Origin of the sequence: Salinicola sp. LHM, assembly GCF_034479735.1 — a bacterium.
Classification (GTDB): Bacteria; Pseudomonadota; Gammaproteobacteria; order Pseudomonadales; family Halomonadaceae; genus Salinicola; species Salinicola salarius.
In genome coordinates this window covers 2,067,314-2,084,598 of record NZ_CP140261.1, presented here as the reverse complement: position 1 = coordinate 2,084,598, position 17,285 = coordinate 2,067,314, and the positions used below count along the sequence as shown (strand labels likewise).

At 59.8% G+C, this 17,285-nt stretch carries 16 protein-coding genes; 3 read left to right on the top strand and 13 right to left on the bottom strand.

All coding sequences use genetic code 11. The features are described 5' to 3' along the window. Positions 1 to 20 precede the first annotated feature (20 nt). On the top strand, positions 21 to 2,921 hold the full coding sequence (gene gcvP / locus R5R73_RS09620; RefSeq protein ID WP_322529533.1) for an aminomethyl-transferring glycine dehydrogenase: 2,901 nt from the start codon (positions 21 to 23) through the stop codon (positions 2,919 to 2,921). A 106-nt stretch (positions 2,922 to 3,027) separates the two neighbouring features. Here gcvP and R5R73_RS09615 read toward each other — a convergent pair whose 3' ends face one another. After that, entirely contained in the window at positions 3,028 to 3,963 is a 936-nt protein-coding gene (locus tag R5R73_RS09615; RefSeq protein ID WP_071230080.1) for a LysR family transcriptional regulator, read from the bottom strand. Positions 3,964 to 4,209: 246 nt separating this feature from the next. On the opposite strand from R5R73_RS09615, the gene R5R73_RS09610 reads away from it, so the two are divergent. Together R5R73_RS09610 and ppnN are read left to right on the top strand one after the other, a co-directional pair. After that, on the top strand, positions 4,210 to 4,539 hold the full coding sequence (locus R5R73_RS09610; protein ID WP_083387148.1) for a YfcL family protein: 330 nt from the start codon (positions 4,210 to 4,212) through the stop codon (positions 4,537 to 4,539). A 34-nt stretch (positions 4,540 to 4,573) separates the two neighbouring features. Beyond that, positions 4,574 to 5,938, top strand: coding sequence for a nucleotide 5'-monophosphate nucleosidase PpnN (gene ppnN, locus R5R73_RS09605; RefSeq protein WP_110632827.1), 1,365 nt, complete (start codon positions 4,574 to 4,576; stop codon positions 5,936 to 5,938). Positions 5,939 to 6,142: 204 nt separating this feature from the next. Here ppnN and R5R73_RS09600 read toward each other — a convergent pair whose 3' ends face one another. From R5R73_RS09600 to cysQ, 12 genes are all read right to left on the bottom strand, one after another. Further along, positions 6,143 to 6,532: a hypothetical protein gene (locus R5R73_RS09600; RefSeq protein ID WP_167400653.1), complete on the bottom strand. Its 390-nt coding sequence runs from the start codon at positions 6,530 to 6,532 to the stop codon at positions 6,143 to 6,145. Continuing rightward, the gene (locus R5R73_RS09595) at positions 6,529 to 6,990 is read right to left on the bottom strand and encodes a flavodoxin domain-containing protein (protein ID WP_071230083.1); all 462 of its coding nucleotides are present in this window, start codon (positions 6,988 to 6,990) and stop codon (positions 6,529 to 6,531) included. Before R5R73_RS09595 ends, R5R73_RS09600 begins: the two co-directional genes overlap by 4 nt. Positions 6,991 to 7,120: 130 nt before the next feature. After that, a complete protein-coding gene (gene ihfA, locus R5R73_RS09590; RefSeq protein ID WP_071230084.1) occupies positions 7,121 to 7,429 on the bottom strand; it encodes an integration host factor subunit alpha in 309 nt (102 codons plus the stop codon). Between the two features lie 28 nt (positions 7,430 to 7,457). Then, positions 7,458 to 9,839, bottom strand: a complete 2,382-nt coding sequence (gene pheT / locus R5R73_RS09585) for a phenylalanine--tRNA ligase subunit beta (RefSeq protein ID WP_322529532.1) — start codon at positions 9,837 to 9,839, stop codon at positions 7,458 to 7,460. A 28-nt stretch (positions 9,840 to 9,867) separates the two neighbouring features. Then, a complete protein-coding gene (pheS, locus tag R5R73_RS09580) occupies positions 9,868 to 10,887 on the bottom strand; it encodes a phenylalanine--tRNA ligase subunit alpha (protein ID WP_322529531.1) in 1,020 nt (339 codons plus the stop codon). Between the two features lie 146 nt (positions 10,888 to 11,033). After that, on the bottom strand, positions 11,034 to 11,384 hold the full coding sequence (gene rplT / locus R5R73_RS09575; RefSeq protein WP_071230087.1) for a 50S ribosomal protein L20: 351 nt from the start codon (positions 11,382 to 11,384) through the stop codon (positions 11,034 to 11,036). A gap of 36 nt (positions 11,385 to 11,420) precedes the next feature. Next, positions 11,421 to 11,615 (bottom strand): 50S ribosomal protein L35, encoded by a 195-nt coding sequence (gene rpmI / locus R5R73_RS09570; protein WP_071230088.1) that lies wholly within the window; start codon positions 11,613 to 11,615, stop codon positions 11,421 to 11,423. 92 nt (positions 11,616 to 11,707) lie between these two features. Beyond that, positions 11,708 to 12,247 carry a translation initiation factor IF-3 gene (gene infC / locus R5R73_RS09565; RefSeq protein ID WP_083387150.1) on the bottom strand — a complete coding sequence of 180 codons (540 nt, stop codon included), beginning with the start codon at positions 12,245 to 12,247 and terminating at the stop codon, positions 11,708 to 11,710. Between the two features lie 34 nt (positions 12,248 to 12,281). Further along, positions 12,282 to 14,192 (bottom strand): threonine--tRNA ligase, encoded by a 1,911-nt coding sequence (gene thrS, locus R5R73_RS09560; RefSeq protein WP_322529530.1) that lies wholly within the window; start codon positions 14,190 to 14,192, stop codon positions 12,282 to 12,284. Positions 14,193 to 14,500: 308 nt separating this feature from the next. Next, positions 14,501 to 15,382, bottom strand: a complete 882-nt coding sequence (locus R5R73_RS09555) for an OmpA family protein (RefSeq protein WP_087719678.1) — start codon at positions 15,380 to 15,382, stop codon at positions 14,501 to 14,503. A gap of 397 nt (positions 15,383 to 15,779) precedes the next feature. After that, positions 15,780 to 16,346: a DUF2489 domain-containing protein gene (locus R5R73_RS09550; protein ID WP_322529529.1), complete on the bottom strand. Its 567-nt coding sequence runs from the start codon at positions 16,344 to 16,346 to the stop codon at positions 15,780 to 15,782. Between the two features lie 39 nt (positions 16,347 to 16,385). Further along, positions 16,386 to 17,192 carry a 3'(2'),5'-bisphosphate nucleotidase CysQ gene (gene cysQ / locus R5R73_RS09545; protein WP_322529528.1) on the bottom strand — a complete coding sequence of 269 codons (807 nt, stop codon included), beginning with the start codon at positions 17,190 to 17,192 and terminating at the stop codon, positions 16,386 to 16,388. Between the last annotated feature and the right edge of the window lie 93 nt (positions 17,193 to 17,285).

Here is a 17,285-nt window from a genome sequence, read left to right as displayed (position 1 = left end):
CCAACCTCGCCGGATAGATCATGCCCACCGAGACTCGACCGTTAACCGACCTGGCCAATCACGCCGACTTTCTTCAGCGCCACAATGGTCCTGCGCCCAGCGATATCAGCGAGATGCTCAAGACGCTCGATATGCCATCGCTGAAGACACTGATCGATCGAACCATACCCAAGGGGATTCGTCTCGAAGGCGATCTGGCCCTGGATGGTCCGCGCGGAGAATCAGAGGCGCTGGACTATCTGCGGGGTCTGGCACGGCAGAACAAGGTGTTCAAGAGTTACATCGGCCAAGGCTACTATCCGACGCATCTCCCGGCGGTGATCCAGCGCAACGTGCTGGAGAACCCGGGCTGGTATACTGCCTATACGCCCTACCAGCCGGAGATTGCCCAGGGGCGTCTCGAAGGGCTGCTCAACTTCCAGCAGATGGTAATGGACCTGACCGGCATGGCCATCGCCAACGCCTCGCTGCTCGATGAAGCGACGGCGGCTGCCGAGGCGATGGCGCTGTGCCGGCGTGCGAACAAGAAGCACAAGAGCCAGCGCTTCTTTGTGGCGGACAACGTGCTGCCGCAGACCCTGGACGTCCTGCGCACGCGCGCGGCCTACCTGGGCTTCGAACTGGTCGTGGCCCCTGCGCCCCGGCTCGCCGAGGAAGACGTGTTCGGCGCCCTGCTGCAATACCCGGGTGTCGACGGCGATATCGGTGACATCGAAGGCATCGTTGCCGAGGCGCGCTCGCGCCAGATCATGACCTGCGTGGCGGCGGATCTGATGAGCCTGGTCATGCTCAAGGAGCCAGGCGCCATGGGTGTCGATATCGTGCTGGGCAATTCCCAGCGGTTCGGCGTCCCCATGGGCTACGGCGGCCCACATGCAGCCTTCTTTGCAACCAGCGAGGCGCTCAAGCGTTCGCTACCGGGCCGCGTCATCGGTGTCTCCAAGGATAGCCGTGGACGACCGGCGCTGCGCATGGCGATGCAGACACGCGAGCAGCACATCCGCCGCGAAAAGGCCACGTCCAACATCTGTACCGCGCAGGCGCTGCTGGCGAACATCGCGGGCTTCTACGCCGTCTACCATGGTGCCGAGGGTCTCCGCACCATCGCCGGCCGCATTCACCGCCTGACCACGCTGCTGGCGTCGGGTCTCGAACGCCATGGCATCACCCTCAAGCACGACAGCTGGTTCGATACGCTGACATTGACCGGCGTGGACAGTCATCGCATCCAGGGACGCGCCCTGACCCACGAGATCAATCTTCGTTACCCCGCCGATGGCGAGGTCGGCGTGAGTCTCAACGAAACCACCACCGCCGCCGACCTGGCGGCACTGTTCGACGTGCTGATCGGCGAAGAGCATGGTTTGTCGGTGAGCGAGCTCGACCGGGAGGCCGTCGAGCGCGGCGCCAGCGGGATTCCGACCGCCTACCGTCGCGACAGCGAGTTTCTCCAGCATCCCAATTTCCAGCGTTTCCGCAGCGAGACCGAAATGCTGCGCTATCTCAAGCGGCTGGAAAATCGCGACCTGTCGCTCACGCACGCGATGATCCCGCTGGGTTCATGCACGATGAAGCTGAACGCCACCAGCGAAATGATTCCGATCACCTGGCCGGAATTCGCCAACATTCATCCGTTCGCGCCCAGCGAACAGACGTCCGGCTACCGCCAGATGATCACCGAGCTCAGCGATTTCCTGATCGAGATCACCGGCTACGACAGCATCTCGATGCAGCCGAACTCCGGCGCCCAGGGTGAGTACGCCGGGCTGGTCGCCATTCGCCGCTACCAGGCCGCCATCGGCGAAGGTCATCGCGATATCTGCCTGATTCCCAGCTCGGCGCATGGCACCAACCCCGCTTCTGCCGCGATGGCGCAGATGAAAGTCGTCGTCGTCGAATGCGATCGGGACGGCAACATCGACATGGCCGATCTCGAGGCCAAGGCTACCCGGCATCGCGACAATCTCTCCGCGATCATGCTGACCTATCCCTCGACCCATGGCGTGTTCGAGGAGAATATCCGCCAGGCCTGTCAGCTCATTCACGACAACGGCGGCCAGGTCTACATCGACGGAGCCAACATGAACGCCCAGGTCGGCCTGTGCCGCCCCGGGGACTATGGCGGCGACGTCTCGCACCTCAATCTGCACAAGACGTTCTGCATTCCGCATGGCGGCGGCGGCCCGGGCATGGGTCCGATCGGCGTCAAGGGGCATCTGGCCCCCCATTTGCCCAATCACGTCGTGACCCCGCAGGAAGGGATCGAGAAGGACTCGGGCGCCGTCTCGGCTGCCGCTTTCGGCAGCGCTTCGATCCTGCCAATCTCCTGGGCGTACATCAAGATGATGGGCGCTCGTGGTCTGCGCGAAGCGACCGAGTTGGCCATCCTCAATGCCAACTACATCGCCAAGCGGCTGGCGCCGCACTATCCGGTGCTCTACCAGGCCGCCAATGGCACGGTCGCTCACGAGTGCATTCTCGACATGCGTCCGCTCAAGACGACGTCGGGTATCAGCGAAGAGGATATCGCCAAGCGCCTGATGGACTACGGCTTCCACGCCCCGACGATGTCCTTCCCGGTTGCCGGGACACTGATGGTCGAGCCGACCGAATCCGAATCCCGCTACGAGATCGATCGCTTCTGCGATGCCATGATCGCCATCCGTGAAGAGATCGCGCGAGTCGAGTCCGGCGAATGGCCGAAGGATTCGAACCCGTTGGTGATGGCGCCCCATACCATGGCGGATATCACCGAGGAGAGCTGGGAACGCCCCTACTCCCGCGAGCGGGCGGTCTTCCCCACGGAAGCCGTGCGCGATGCCAAGTACTGGCCGGCCGTCAATCGTGTCGACAACGTCTTCGGCGACCGCAACCTGATCTGCAGCTGCCCGCCGATCGATGCCTACCGCGATGCGTCATAGATTGACGCTGCATTAGCAAAAACCAGAACGGCCGCTCGATGAGCGGCCGTTCTCGATTCCAACGAGTATCCGGTAGACGACGCACCGAGTGAGCGCGCCGCAGCTATCAGACCTCTTCGCTTCCCGTCGTCTCCAGCGTGGGAAGATCACTGTAGCCGTAGAGAGCATTGAGACGCTGCTGGCGAAACGACTCCAGCAACTGGCGATAGCGTTTGGGCAGCTCGACATCCGTCCGCGATACCAGGTGCAGTGTCTCGTAGACCGGCTGCGACAATGTCATTTCCTTGACCTGGCGCTGCCATGGCGAGGTTTCCAGTACGGGCCGGGAAACCACCGTGAATCCCAGCCCGCGGGCCACCGCATCCAGCACCTGGCCCACTTCGTTGGTGAAACCCTGGCGCGGGAAATGGCTCATGCTGCGAAATTCGCTGCCGAAGTTGCTCCGCAGCAGGAGACTCGCATTGGTATTGCCATCGTTGTAATTGACGAACCCCAACGCCAGCAGCTCACTGAAGGTGGTTCCCGTGAAATCCGCCGGAACCACCAGACACAGGGGCTCCTGGTGCCAGGCCTCGAAGGTCAGATCGGGCTGCTTGCTGATTTCGGTGACGATGCCAACATCGTAGCGCCCCGCCACCACGTCATGCGCAATTTCATGGTTGAACGCAAAACTGTAGTTGACCGTCAACCCGGGATGCATCTGCTGATAACCCAACAGGAACGGATAGAACATCAGGCCGACGCTACCCGGAGAGGCGATCCGACACTCGCCGCTGTCCGGAGAGTCGTCATCCAGCGAATGGCGGAAATGTTCGTGCTCGGCAAACAGCTTGACCGCATAGTCGTAGGCCCGACGGCCGGGGTCGGTCAACGAGAAACGGCGGCCGTGACGATTGAGCAGGGAGCGGCCGAGATACTCCTCGAGCTTGCGCACGTGCTGGCTGACGCCTGGCTGGGTCATGTCGAGTTTGCGCGCGGTCTGGGTAAAGCTACCCGTCTCGACGAGCATCATGTAAGTACGGAAATACTGGGCGTTGAACATGGGAATTCGAACCACTCAAGCTGTACGGCAGTTAAAGCGCTTCGACCCGGAATGCGCCGCAGACCGCATTTCGATAACGCCTAGTTGTCAGATATGAACTTTCCAATCATACCAATTTATAGGAAAAACCGCATCTGTTAACCACCTCAACCGCCACCTCAGCCACTGCCTGGCCACGGTCGACGCGTAGCACCGTTTGCCAGCCGCCCCCGACACACCCAGCCCCACTGCGACGACCAGCCGCTCATGTTAGCATTGGCAAGCTCCCACTCAGGATTGAAGAACCCTATGTCTGATCCCTTTGCGCAGCGCGCCAAGGCCGTGCAGCAAACGCTACTCGTGATGGAAGAAAATGCCGATGACAGCGAGCTTTTCGCCCTAGGCTACATGATTCCGCAAATCGGCCTGGTACAGGAAATGGCCGAATACGATCCGGCTGAAGTCGAGGCCGAAGATTTCGATGCGACCTACTGGCAGTGGCTGGAGAGCACGTTCGCCCAGGACAACATGAGCGAAGCCGATCAAGAGCAGATCGCCTCTCTCTGGCAGACCGCCGCCGCACGCGCCGCTCTTTGAATGACCGATATCTACTTCCATGAGGATGCCGTCCATGCCTGAGACGCTATCAACCATCGTTTCCCCCGAGGGTAGTCTCGAGGTGCTGTCTCAATCCGAAGTCAATCGACTGCGGGACACGTCGACGAGCGGCCTTCACGATCTGGTCAGACGCTGCGCGCTGGCGATTCTCAATTGCGACACGCCCACCGACGATGGCCTGGCGGTGATGGAAGCCTATCAGGATTTCGACATCGAGGTTCTGCAGCAGGATCGCGGTATCCGACTCAAGCTCTCCAATGCCCCGGCCTGCGCGTTCGTCGACGGACGCATGATTCGCGGCGTGCGGGAACAGCTCTCCGCAGTGCTGAGAGACATCGTCTACGTCTACAACGAGATCCAGAACAATCCCAAGTTCGACCTGGAAACCAACGAGGGATCGACCAACGCCGTCTTTCACATCCTGCGTAACGCCAGCACCCTGCGCACGGCCCAGGAACCAAGCATGGTGGTGTGCTGGGGCGGGCACTCGATCACCCGCGAAGAGTATGACTACACCAAGGCCGTGGGTTACCACATGGGCCTGCGCGGGCTGGATATCTGCACCGGCTGCGGCCCGGGGGCCATGAAAGGCCCGATGAAGGGCGCCAACCTCGCCCACGCCAAGCAGCGTCGCAAGGACAGCCGCTACCTGGGCATATCCGAACCCGGCATCATTGCCGCCGAATCGCCCAACCCGATCGTCAATGAACTGGTCATCATGCCGGACATCGAGAAACGTCTCGAAGCTTTCGTGCGTATCGGCCATGGCATCGTGGTATTCCCGGGCGGTGTGGGCACGGCGGAAGAGATCCTCTATCTGCTCGGCATTCTGATGCACCCGAAGAACCGCGACATCCCTTTCCCGGTCATCTTTACCGGGCCGGAAAGCGCGCGGGCCTATTTCCAGCGTATCGACGAATTCCTGCGTTATACCCTGGGGGAAGACGTGGGCCGATATTATCGTATCGTGGTAGACGATCCGGTCACGGTGTCTCGCCTGATGCGTGACGGCATCCAGGAAGTCGCCGAATTCCGTCGCCAACAGAACGATGCGTTCTACTTCAACTGGCGGCTGAATATCGAGCGCGGATTCCAGGAGCCCTTCGAGCCGACTCACGAGGCCATGGCAGCACTGGCGCTTCACCATGACCAGCCCAACCACATCCTGGCCGCCAATCTGCGTCGCGCGTTCTCGGGAATCGTCGCCGGCAACGTCAAGGAACCCGGCATCCGCGCCATCGCAGCCCGTGGCCCCTTTCGGCTGCATGCAGAGCCTGAACTGATGTCCCGCCTGGATGCACTGTTGACGTCATTCGTCGCCCAGGGCCGCATGAAGCTGCCCGGCAAAGAATACGTGCCCTGCTACACCCTTGGCTAAGCGCAACGATTCGCTGGGCCGCTGACGCAAAGCGCGGCGTTTGGAAGTCGGAAACGGTGGATCTTGGAGACGAAGACGGCGGGCCAATTGGCCCGCCGTCTTCGTTGATCGAGAAGTCCAGAGCAAGAACTCCTGTTGAACTTCACGCATGTATCAGGCAGACGGGTCTAGCATCAATCAAACCTGGCTCGATCAATCCGGTTCTCAGTGACGACGCCGCCAGATTCGAACGACCACATGGAGCAGCAGACCCAGTGCCGCGCCTTGCGACAGGATGACCGCCCAATGATCGGCCGCCACGTCCGCCCAGTGCCAGGCGCCAATCAACAGGCAACCGATCAACAGACATCCACCCAGATGCTTGATCGCGGCGGGACAACGCTCCCGCTGTGCCGAGGCCATCAGTCGCCAGAATCCGATCAATGCCACGACGATCGCGACCATCAGAATCGCGAGCAGGGCCAGGCGCGTCGTATCGTGCTGCAACCAGTAACGGGGCAGCGATACCAGCATGACCAGCCACAGGCCCAACAGCGTACTCCAGCGCGTGGCCGTCAACGTTCTGGCCGCAGCCGATGACTGCGGCTCCGTCACGTCGCGAGGCCTTCGGATTCTATCCATGCTTCCACCCAGGGAACGGCAGCATCATCTGCCATGAAAGTTTCCATTGCATCGATTTCGAGACGTTCGCCCAGACGTCGCCCACCCAGGTCGGCAAGCAGCTCGTCCAGCGCCCTACCGGAACCGCAGAAAGTGTCGCCATAGGAGCTGTCCCCCAAGGCGATCAGACCATAGCGCAGAGCAGCGAGACTCGGCGGCTGCGACTTCAATTCACGCACGAAAGGGACGAAGTCGCCAGGAAAGTCGCCGCTCCCCGTGGTAGAGACGCAGAACAACGCCAGATCCGGCATGTCTTCGGTCAGGTCATTCACACTCGGCTGTTCGATGACGGACACGTCGTAACCCGCCTGCTCGAATAACGGCGAAACCTGTTCCGCGACATCCAGTGCACCACCATAAACGGTGCCGACGAAAATTTTCAGCTTGGGCATAACACTCGGTCAGCGATGGATTTGCGCGGGAGCTTAGCACAGCTCGCCCTTGGGTCTCACGCGGCAAGGCCCCAAACACAACCGCCCGCCAGTTTTCACTGGCAGGCGGTCGATGGGGCACGGGCGCGGCTCAGTCCTCTTGCAGCTCGCCGTCAAAGCTTTCCACTTTGGCCTTGAGCTTCTGGCCAGGGCGGAAAGTAACGACTCGCCGAGCGGAGATCGGAATCTCCTCTCCCGTCTTGGGATTACGTCCGGGCCGCTCCCGCTTGTCCCGCAAATCGAAGTTGCCGAATCCGGACAGCTTCACCTGCTCATTCTCGCGCAGACAACCGCGAATTTCCTCGAAGAACGTTTCCACCATGTACTTGGCCTCCCGCTTGGAGAAACCCAGTTCGGCGTGAAGATGCTCCGCAAGCTCAGCTTTCGTCAGCGCTCCCATGATCGCTCCCTTCGCGCAGGATGACAGATCAACTTCGCAGTTTGGCACCGAAGCGCACTTGCGCGACTTCCACCACGTCTGCAATCAACTGATTGATTTCTTCATCGTTGAGAGTGCGCGAAGGATGCTGCCAGGTCAAGCCCAGGGCGACGCTCTTGTCACCATCGTCCACTCCTTTGCCCTGATACACGTCGAATAGCTGCCACTGCGTCAACCAGTCACCGGCCCGACTCCGAATGGCATCGACCAGCGGCGCAATCTCGACCTCTTCCTTGACCACGAACGCCAGATCCCGACGCACCTCGGGATACCGGGACAGCGGCTTGAATTGCGGTATCGCTCCCTGGGTCAGCGCTGCCTGCTCCACTTCGAAGACGTAAACCTCGGGCTTGATATCGAGCTGGGCACGGATGCCGGGATGCAAGGCCCCCAACCATCCGACGACCTTGCCATCACGGCAGAGCTGTGCAGAACGCCCCGGATGCAGCGCGGGGTGCGTTGCGGCAACGAAAGTCCATTCATCGGCCTTTCCCCCCAACGCGACCAAGCTTTCGAGATCGCCCTTCAGATCGTAGAAATCGACCGAGTCACGATGGGCAGACCAGCCTTCCACGTCTCGGGAGCCACAAATCAGGCCACCGAACATCGGCGTCTGAACCAGTTCGTCCAGCTTGCCCTGGAAAACCAGCCCGGCCTCGAACAGCCGCACGCGGTGCTGCTGACGGTTGAGATTATGCATCAGCGCCTTGATCAACCCCGGAAAGAGGCTATGCCGCATCACCGACATGTCGCTGGAGATCGGGTTGGCCAGCGCCGGCGAAACTGCGTCCGGCGTGATCAACGCCTGGAGATCCGGCGATACGAAGCTGTAGGTCACGGCCTCCTGATAGCCGCGAGATACCATGTGGCGGCGCAGATGTCGCAGCGGCAAAGACGCCTCGTCGTCTGTCGTCAGGCCGAGACGTGCCTGCGGGCGACGTACCGGCAGCCGGTTATAACCGTGAATGCGAGCAACTTCCTCGATCAGGTCCTCTTCGATGGAGACATCGAAACGCCAGCTCGGGATCTGCACGTGCCAGCTCTGGTCCGCCGCCGTGCTGACCATTCCTAGCGACTGAAAGATGCGATGGATCTCCTCGTCGGACAGACGAACGCCCAGGCAAGCGGACAGCCGCTCACGGCGAAGCTCGACATCCGGACGCCGAGGCAGGTGCGCCGGCTGCATTACCTCGGTAATGGGGCCAGGAGAACCTCCAACGATGGCAATCAACAACTCGGTGGCCCGCTCCATGGCTGGACGCGTGATCTCCGGATCCACGCCGCGCTCGAAACGGTGCGAAGCATCCGTATGCAGCCCGAAATCGCGCGCCTTGCCAGCCACCGCAAGCGGTGAAAAGTAAGCGGCTTCCAAAAACAGATTACGCGTCTCGCCGGTCACCCCGGTCGCCTCGCCTCCCATCACACCCGCGATGGCCAGCGCACGATCCTGGTCGGCGATGACGAGCGTATCCTCGTTCAACACCACTTCCTGGCCGTCCAGCAGCGTAAGACGCTCATCGGCATTGGCCCGACGGACTTCGATCCCGCCCTTCAAGGCATCGAGATCGAAGGCATGCATCGGCTGCCCCAGTTCGAGCATGACATAGTTGGTCACATCGACCGCCGGATCGATGCTGCGAATCCCGCTGCGACGCAGGCGCTCCTGCATCCACAATGGCGTACTCGCCGTGACGTCGACATCACGAATGATACGGCCCAGGTAGCGCGGGCACCGCTCTTCGTCACTCACAGCGACCGGAAACTGCGCATCATGGCGCGCCTCGACCGGGGCGATGCTCGGTTCGACGGCCTCTGTTCCGGTTACGCAACCGACTTCCCGCGCCATGCCCCGCAGGCTGAGGCAGTCGCCGCGATTGGGGGTCAGGTCCACCTCGATGGTGTGGTCATCCAACTGCAACCAGGCCCGGAAATCCTCACCGACAGGTGCGTCTTGCGGCAAGACATAAATTCCCTCCGAGCGCCCTTCTTCCAGGCCGAGTTCGGAGGCAGAACAGATCATCCCGCGAGATTCGACGCCACGCAGCTTGGCTTTCTTGATCTTGAAATTCTCGGGAAGCACTGCGCCGACACGCGCGAAAGGCACCTTCTGGCCGATATCGACGTTAGGCGCACCGCAGACGACCTGAACCGGCTCCCCGGAACCGTCATCGACCTGGCAGACATTGAGCTTGTCCGCATTGGGATGCTGAGATTTGGCGACGACCTCGGCCACGACAACGCCCTGAAAAATGGCACCGACCGGCTCGACGGCATCGACTTCCAGGCCCGCCATGGTAATGGCGTCTGCCAGGGCCTGCGTATCGAGCGCCGGTGAAACCCATTCGCGCAGCCACGCTTCGGAAAACTTCATCTTGATACTCCTTGACTGGGCGACGGACTCAGTTGAACTGACTCAGGAAACGTAGATCGTTGTCGAAAAACAGCCGCAGATCATTCACCCCATAGCGCAGCATGGCCAGCCGCTCCGCTCCCATGCCGAAGGCAAAGCCGGTATAACGCTCGGCATCGACGCCCGAATGACGAAACACCGCCGGATGAACCATCCCGCATCCCATCACCTCGAGCCATCCGCTGTGCGAACAGACACGACAGCCAGCGCCTTGGCACATCACGCACTGAATATCGACCTCGGCCGAGGGCTCGGTGAACGGAAAATAGGATGGCCGGAAGCGCACCTCTAGATCGTCTCGCTCGAAGAACGCCTGCAGGAAGTCGGCGATCGTCCCTTTGAGGTCGGCAAAACTGACGCCTTCGTCGACCAGCAGACCCTCTACCTGATGGAACATCGGCGTGTGGGTCAGATCGGAATCGCTGCGATAGACCCGCCCCGGGCAGACGATGCGAATGGGGGGCTCCTGCGACTGCATGGTACGCACCTGTACCGGCGAGGTATGCGTCCGCAACAGACGAGTGGCGTCGAAATAGAAGGTATCTGCCATGCCGCGCGCAGGATGATGAGCGGGAATGTTCAGCGCTTCGAAATTATGAAAATCGTCCTCGATTTCCGGACCGACGGCGACCTCGAAGCCAATGTGTTGAAACAGGGATTCGATACGCTCCAGCGTCTTGGTCACGGGGTGCAGGCCACCGTTGGCTTCGCCCCGTCCCGGCAGGGTGACATCGATGCGCTCCGCCTCGAGCCGAGCCTGCATGGCGGCCTGTTCGATCACCTGCTTGCGATGCTCGAGCTCCTGCTGCAACGCCTGCTTGGCTTCGTTGATGCGTTCACCGGCAGCCGGTCGCTCTTCGGGTGATAATTGCCCCAGCCCCTTGAGCAACGCTGTAATCTCGCCTTTCTTGCCCAGAAAACGCACACGCACCTGGTCGAGAGCCTGGGCGTCTTCGGCCGCGGCAATGGCCGCTTTCGCCTCGTTGACCAGGGCAGGAAGATGATCCATCCGTCGAGCTCCGCTTATCGTTCGTTACGCAGCGCCGTCGGTCACGAACGACGCGGCGATGCAGTATAAAAAAACAGGGGAAGAGCAGCTGCTCTTCCCCTGGATAGGTCACATGACTCATCGCCCTCGCAGGGCAAAATGACCTGTTATGCAGCTTTGGCTTTCTCGACGATTGCCGCGAACGTCGCTTTCTCGTGAACGGCCAGATCAGCCAGCACCTTACGGTCGATTTCGATGCCGGCCTTTTTCAGACCTGCCACGAAACGGCTGTAGGACATGCCGTTGACACGAGCTGCCGCGTTGATACGCGTGATCCACAGAGCGCGGAACTGGCGCTTACGCTGGCGGCGGTCACGATAGGCATACTGACCGGCTTTGATGACGGCCTGCTTGGCTACGCGGAAAACGCGCGAACGCGCACCATAGTAGCCCTTGGCCTGCTTCATGATCTTCTTGTGACGACGACGTGCGACGACACCACGCTTGACGCGAGACATAGTACTCTCCTGACGTTAAAGACTGACGACCAAGTGTTACAGGTTGGGCAGCATGCGGGTAACGAGCTGCTTGTCGGCAGCGTGTACCTGCTTCATCCCGCGCAACTGACGCTTACGCTTGGTAGACTTTTTGGTCAGGATGTGACTACGAAAAGACTGCTTGTGCTTGAAGCCGTTACCAGTCTTCTTGAAGCGCTTGGCAGCGCCGCTGTTGCTCTTGATTTTCGGCATGGGAAAACTCCACTCCGCTCTTTTTTAGAAAACCCGAGGCCGAAAACGACGAGCGATGACGCTCGTCGTTTTCCGTTCGACTTGCCCGCGGATCACTTCTTCTTGGGCGCAAGAATCATGATCATCTGACGGCCTTCCATCTTGGGGAAGGACTCGACAGCAGCCAGCTCTTCCAGGTCGGCGGCAATCCGTTCCATCAGTCGGCGACCGATGTCCTGGTGTGCCATTTCACGACCACGGAAGCGCAGGGTGACCTTACCCTTGTCGCCACCTTCGAGGAAACGAATCAGGTTTTTCAACTTCACCTGATAATCGCCCTCGTCCGTGCCAGGACGGAATTTCACTTCCTTGACCTGGATCTGTTTGGTTTTCTTCTTCTGAGCAGATTTCTGCTTTTTCTGCTCGAAGAGGAACTTGCCGTAGTCCATGATTTTACAGACGATAGGATCGGCATTGGAAATCTGGACGAGATCCATACCGGCTTCCTCGGCGCGTTCGAGCGCCTCCTGCATGGGAACGACTCCCACCTGTTCACCCTCGGCATCGATAAGGCGAACTTCGTCTGCACGAATACGGTCGTTTATGGGCGCGCGCTTTTCCTGAGGGCGCCCGCGCTGATTATTACGCTTGATCGTTAGATCTCCATCTGGCGATTAACGTTGCTGCTCAGTGCTGACCCGGTTGGCCGGCCTGTTGAAGATGTCCTTTCAGATCATCGACGGACAGGGAACCCAGATCCTCGCCGGATCGAGTACGCACTGCAACGGCACCCGATTCGACTTCCTTATCGCCGACAACCAGCAGATAAGGAATCTTCTGCAGCGTATGCTCGCGAATTTTAAAGCCGATTTTCTCATTCCTCAAGTCCGACTCGACCCGGAAACCCGCTTCACGCAAGCTTTTGGAGAGATTTTCGGCATAATCACGCTGAGCATCCGTGATATTGAGCACTACAGCTTGGACCGGAGAGAGCCATAAAGGCAAGGCCCCGGCGTAATGTTCGATCAGGATGCCGATGAAACGCTCCATCGACCCCACGATCGCCCGATGCAACATCACGGGCGTCTGGCGGGATCCGTCCTCGGCGACGTACTGCGCCCCCAGACGACTGGGCATCATGAAATCGACCTGCATGGTACCGACCTGCCACTCCCGGCCCAGGCAGTCCTTCATGTGATACTCGATCTTGGGACCGTAAAATGCCCCTTCGCCCGGCAGCTCCTGCCACTGAACATCGCAGTTGCCCAACGCAGCCCTCAGCGCACCTTCGGCACGATCCCACGTTTCATCGCTGCCGAGGCGCTTGTCAGGCCGCAGCGCGATCTTCACGGCGATGTCCTCGAAACCGAAGTCGCCATAAACCTGAAGTGCCTGACGGTGGAACGCCGTCACTTCGGACTCTATCTGCCCTTCGGTACAAAAGACGTGACCGTCATCCTGGGTGAATGCCCGGACCCGCATGATACCGTGTAGCGCGCCAGAAGGCTCGTTGCGATGACAACCACCGAACTCCCCATAGCGAATCGGCAGTTCGCGGTAGCTGCGCAATCCGGAATTGAAGACCTGTACATGCCCCGGGCAATTCATCGGCTTCAGCGCATATTCACGCTTTTCCGACTCGGTGAAGAACATGTTCTCCGCGTAATTGTCCCAGTGCCCGGATTTTTTCCAGAGCGACACATCCATGATCTGCGGGCACTTGATCTCCTGATACCCGCTGCGCTTGTACACGCCGCGCATGTACTGCTCGACAATCTGCCATAGCGTCCAGCCACGGGGATGCCAGAACACCATGCCGGGCGCTTCTTCCTGCATGTGGAAGAAGTCGAATCGCCGTGCCAGTTTACGATGATCACGCTTCTCGGCTTCCTCAAGGCGCAGCAGATATGCCTTGAGGGATTTCTTGTCAGCCCACGCCGTGCCGTAGATTCGCGTCAACATGGGCTTCGACGCATCACCACGCCAGTAGGCTCCAGCCAGCTTGGTCAGCTTGAATGCCTTGAGGTGCCGTGTATTGGGTACGTGAGGCCCGCGGCACATATCGATGTATTCCTGGTGATGGTAGAGACGAATCGTCTCTCCTTCAGGAATACCTTCGACGATCTCCCGCTTGTATGGCTCTTCCCTCGACGCAAATGTCGAGAGCGCCTTTGCCTGATCGACGTACTCCCGAACGACGTCGTACTCCTGGTCGATCAACGATTTCATTCGCGCTTCGATGGCTTCCAGATCTTCTGAAGAAATGGATTCTCCGAAGTCGACGTCGTAATAGAAGCCATCGTCGATGACCGGGCCGATCGCCATCTTGGCGTTCGGGTACAACTGCTTGATCGCGTGTCCCAGCAAATGAGCACAGGAATGGCGAATGATGGCCACCCCTTCCTCATCGCGGGCGGTCAAGATAGCCACTTCGGCGTCATGATCGATGATGTCGGCTGCGTCGACTTCAATGCCGTCTATCTTGCCGGCAACACACGCCTTGGCGAGCCCGGGTCCGATGGACTCGGCCAGTTGCATGACGGTAATAGGCTCTTCAAAGCTTCTCTGACTGCCATCAGGCAGCGTCACAATGGGCATGAAAACATCCTTACGCTCAGTGGTGGTCCACACCAAGGATCACATGAACTCGATTAATAGGCAGGAACATCTCCTTCGCGGCAGGTCTGCATACGGGCAGGCCAGCGGATGCGCGTGAGACATGACCTTACGATCTCTATCGGTGATCGTGGGGGAAGTAGACTAGCAGCGGGAAAGGCACTTTGCCATCCATGGGCAGCGACTCGTGACCGATGGCAAGCAGGTCTGGAAGACGTTCCAAGGCCACAAACAATGAGGGCGCCCGAAGGCGCCCTCATGATCACGTGAACAGCGTGTCGGGATAAAACTTATTCCCACTCACCCAGTTCGACGCGACGGTTCTGAGCACGGCCTTCAGCGGTGTCGTTGCTGGCAACCGGCTGCTCTTCACCGTAACCGATAGTGGTGATGTTATCCGCGGAGAAACCCTTGTTGACCAGGTAGGATTTCACGGAATCGGCACGACGCTGGGACAGTTCCTTGTTGTAGGCAGCAGGACCGACGGAGTCGGTGTGGCCTTCAAGACGGATGCGCAGCTGGTCGTTGGTCATCAGCTTCTCGGATACGCCATCCAGGATAGCTTCGGCGTTGGCCGTCAGCTGAGCGGAGTCGAACTCGAAGTTGACGTCACGCAGGACGAGATCTTCCACGCAGCCCAAGGAGTTGACTTCGGCACCAGCCGGAGTATCCGGGCACTGGTCCTGGTAGTCCGGCACGCCGTCACCGTCGGAATCCAGCGGGCAGCCCTGGGCGTTGACTTCAACACCGGCCGGCGTTCCCGGGCACTGGTCCATGTAGTCCGGCACGCCGTCACCGTCGGTGTCGAGCGGGCAGCCAACGGCATCAACCGCTACGCCAGCCGGCGTGTTCGGGCACTGGTCGCGATCGTCGGGCACGCCGTCGCCATCGCTGTCCATGACGTCCGAAGAGTAGTCGGCACACAGCAGCGCGCCGGCAGTCGCGCCAGCAACACCACCAATCGCGGCACCAGTGTCTTCATCGGAATCGCCGCTAGTAGCGTAACCGACACCACCACCGATCAGACCGCCGGCAATGCCGCAGACGAACGGAGACTGATACCAAGCCTGATCGGACGAGCTGCCAGTAGATTCCATACCGGAACTGGCACAGCCAGAAAGACCGACTACCAGAGCAGAACCCAGTAGCAAGCCAGTCGTTGATTTTTTCATGTAAGACTCCTTCTTAACACAGCGCTAGTCGTAACGGGCGTTACCCAGCGGCTTCGAGTATAGAAGCCGAATTCGTCAAGAGAAAGATGTTCCTTCCCCAACGACAAAGAAATCTCTCGGCGACCGCCATGCGCGTCGACTTGAGCAGTGGTCAATGTTCCCATTGTCCCTTTTCTTTGCAGCTCCACAACAGCATTATCGATTCCAGCCCGAGATGCAAACCCGTGTCGGGAAACACTGTTCTGTTTTAGCACCATTTCCAAGATTGGCAAAGGGGATTGGCAAAAACTTCACGTTTCTGACCCTATCCTTCAGCAAGACAGGCTAGACCCTTTTCTCCGCTCGGCGAATGATGCAACACCTCTCGCCTTCTTCCTTCTCGACAACGAAAGGATGCCTATTTTCTTGAGCTGGCGCTGATGGCTTGCGTCCAATCCTGACAAAAGGCCTGGATTTCGATCGCTGCGAGATGGAGCCTGCCGTCGTGTCGCTGAGCGATCTCCTCACGAACAAGATCCTCACGATGGCGTTCTCGTGGTGACAACTCGCGACGCGCCTGGTGCGTGTGCAGGGATTCCGCCTCGGACTGCACCTCGCCGAGCACCCGCCACGCATCACGCTCCACCAGTCGATTATCGATGATATCGAGCAGCACCTTGCAGCGTAACGCCCCCTCTACCATGTCCACCTGGCGCTCGACCATGGCCTGCGACAGGGCACTCAAGCTATCGATACAGTTTTGATTGGCGCGGGCGATTTCGGCAGCCCGAAACGCTTTTCGCCGCTCGACCTCGCGCCACAGACGCCAGGCATAAGCAGCGAGCGAGACAATGATCAGGATGGCGAGGGCGGAAAGCCCCGCCGCAAGAGACAACGACATGAAAGAGAAGCCGCCTTCTGGTGATATATGGATTGCTAGGAGCTGTTGCCATTTCGGCGCGACCCGCAGGGTAACAGCATCCACAGGACACACCTACTTTCTCGATCCCGGACTGGCGTTGACTCAGCGTGCCCAGAAAGGTCGCCAGGCTCCGTCCAGGGACGCGCATGCCACGAAGGCCGGGTTCAGCAAGCTGTCCTGAGTGTTGTAACGCAGCGGTTTCCAGGCTTCGCAGTCCACGAGATGACCGCCGGCCCCTTCAACTACGGCTTGAGCCGCGGCGGTATCCCACTCGCTGGTAGGGCCGAACCGGGGGTAGAGATCCGCAAGCCCTTCGGCCACACGACAACACTTGAGCGAACTCCCCAACTCCTCGACTTCGACATCGGGCAGCGACTCGATCAGGCGGCGGGTGCTCGCGCCGCGATGAAAACGACTGACCACCAGACGCAACGGCAGGGAATCGCGCACCTGCAAGGCTTGCCAGGGCTCATCGAAATCAGCCTGATACCAGGCTCCCCGAGTCGGCTCACCGATCCAGACCTCGCCAGTGCGGGGTTTCTCGACGACGCCAAGCACAGGCCGGTTCTGATCGATCAAGGCAATGTTGACGGTGTACTGATCCGAACCGCGAATGAATTCTTTGGTGCCGTCCAGCGGATCGACCAGCCAGTAAGTGGACCAGTTCCGGCGCTCCGACCAGGGAATCGAGGCCGACTCCTCGGACAGAATCGGCCAATCGCGACAACCGATCGATGGCAACTCCCGCACGATCACCTGATGAGCCGCCAGGTCGGCAGCCGTTACCGGGCTGTCATCCGCCTTGCGCTGAGTATCGAAGGCGTCTCGCCCGATCGCCTCGATCGCTTCACCGGCTTTACGGGACAGCGCCACGAGAGGCGCGATGAGGGAATGCAGAGATGTCGTCATGGACCTGCTCTTTACTGGAAAATTCAATGGCGAGTTCGATAAACAAGCCGTCGCGCACGAGCGCGATCAGAGGGCAAGTATCCCGCCCACGGC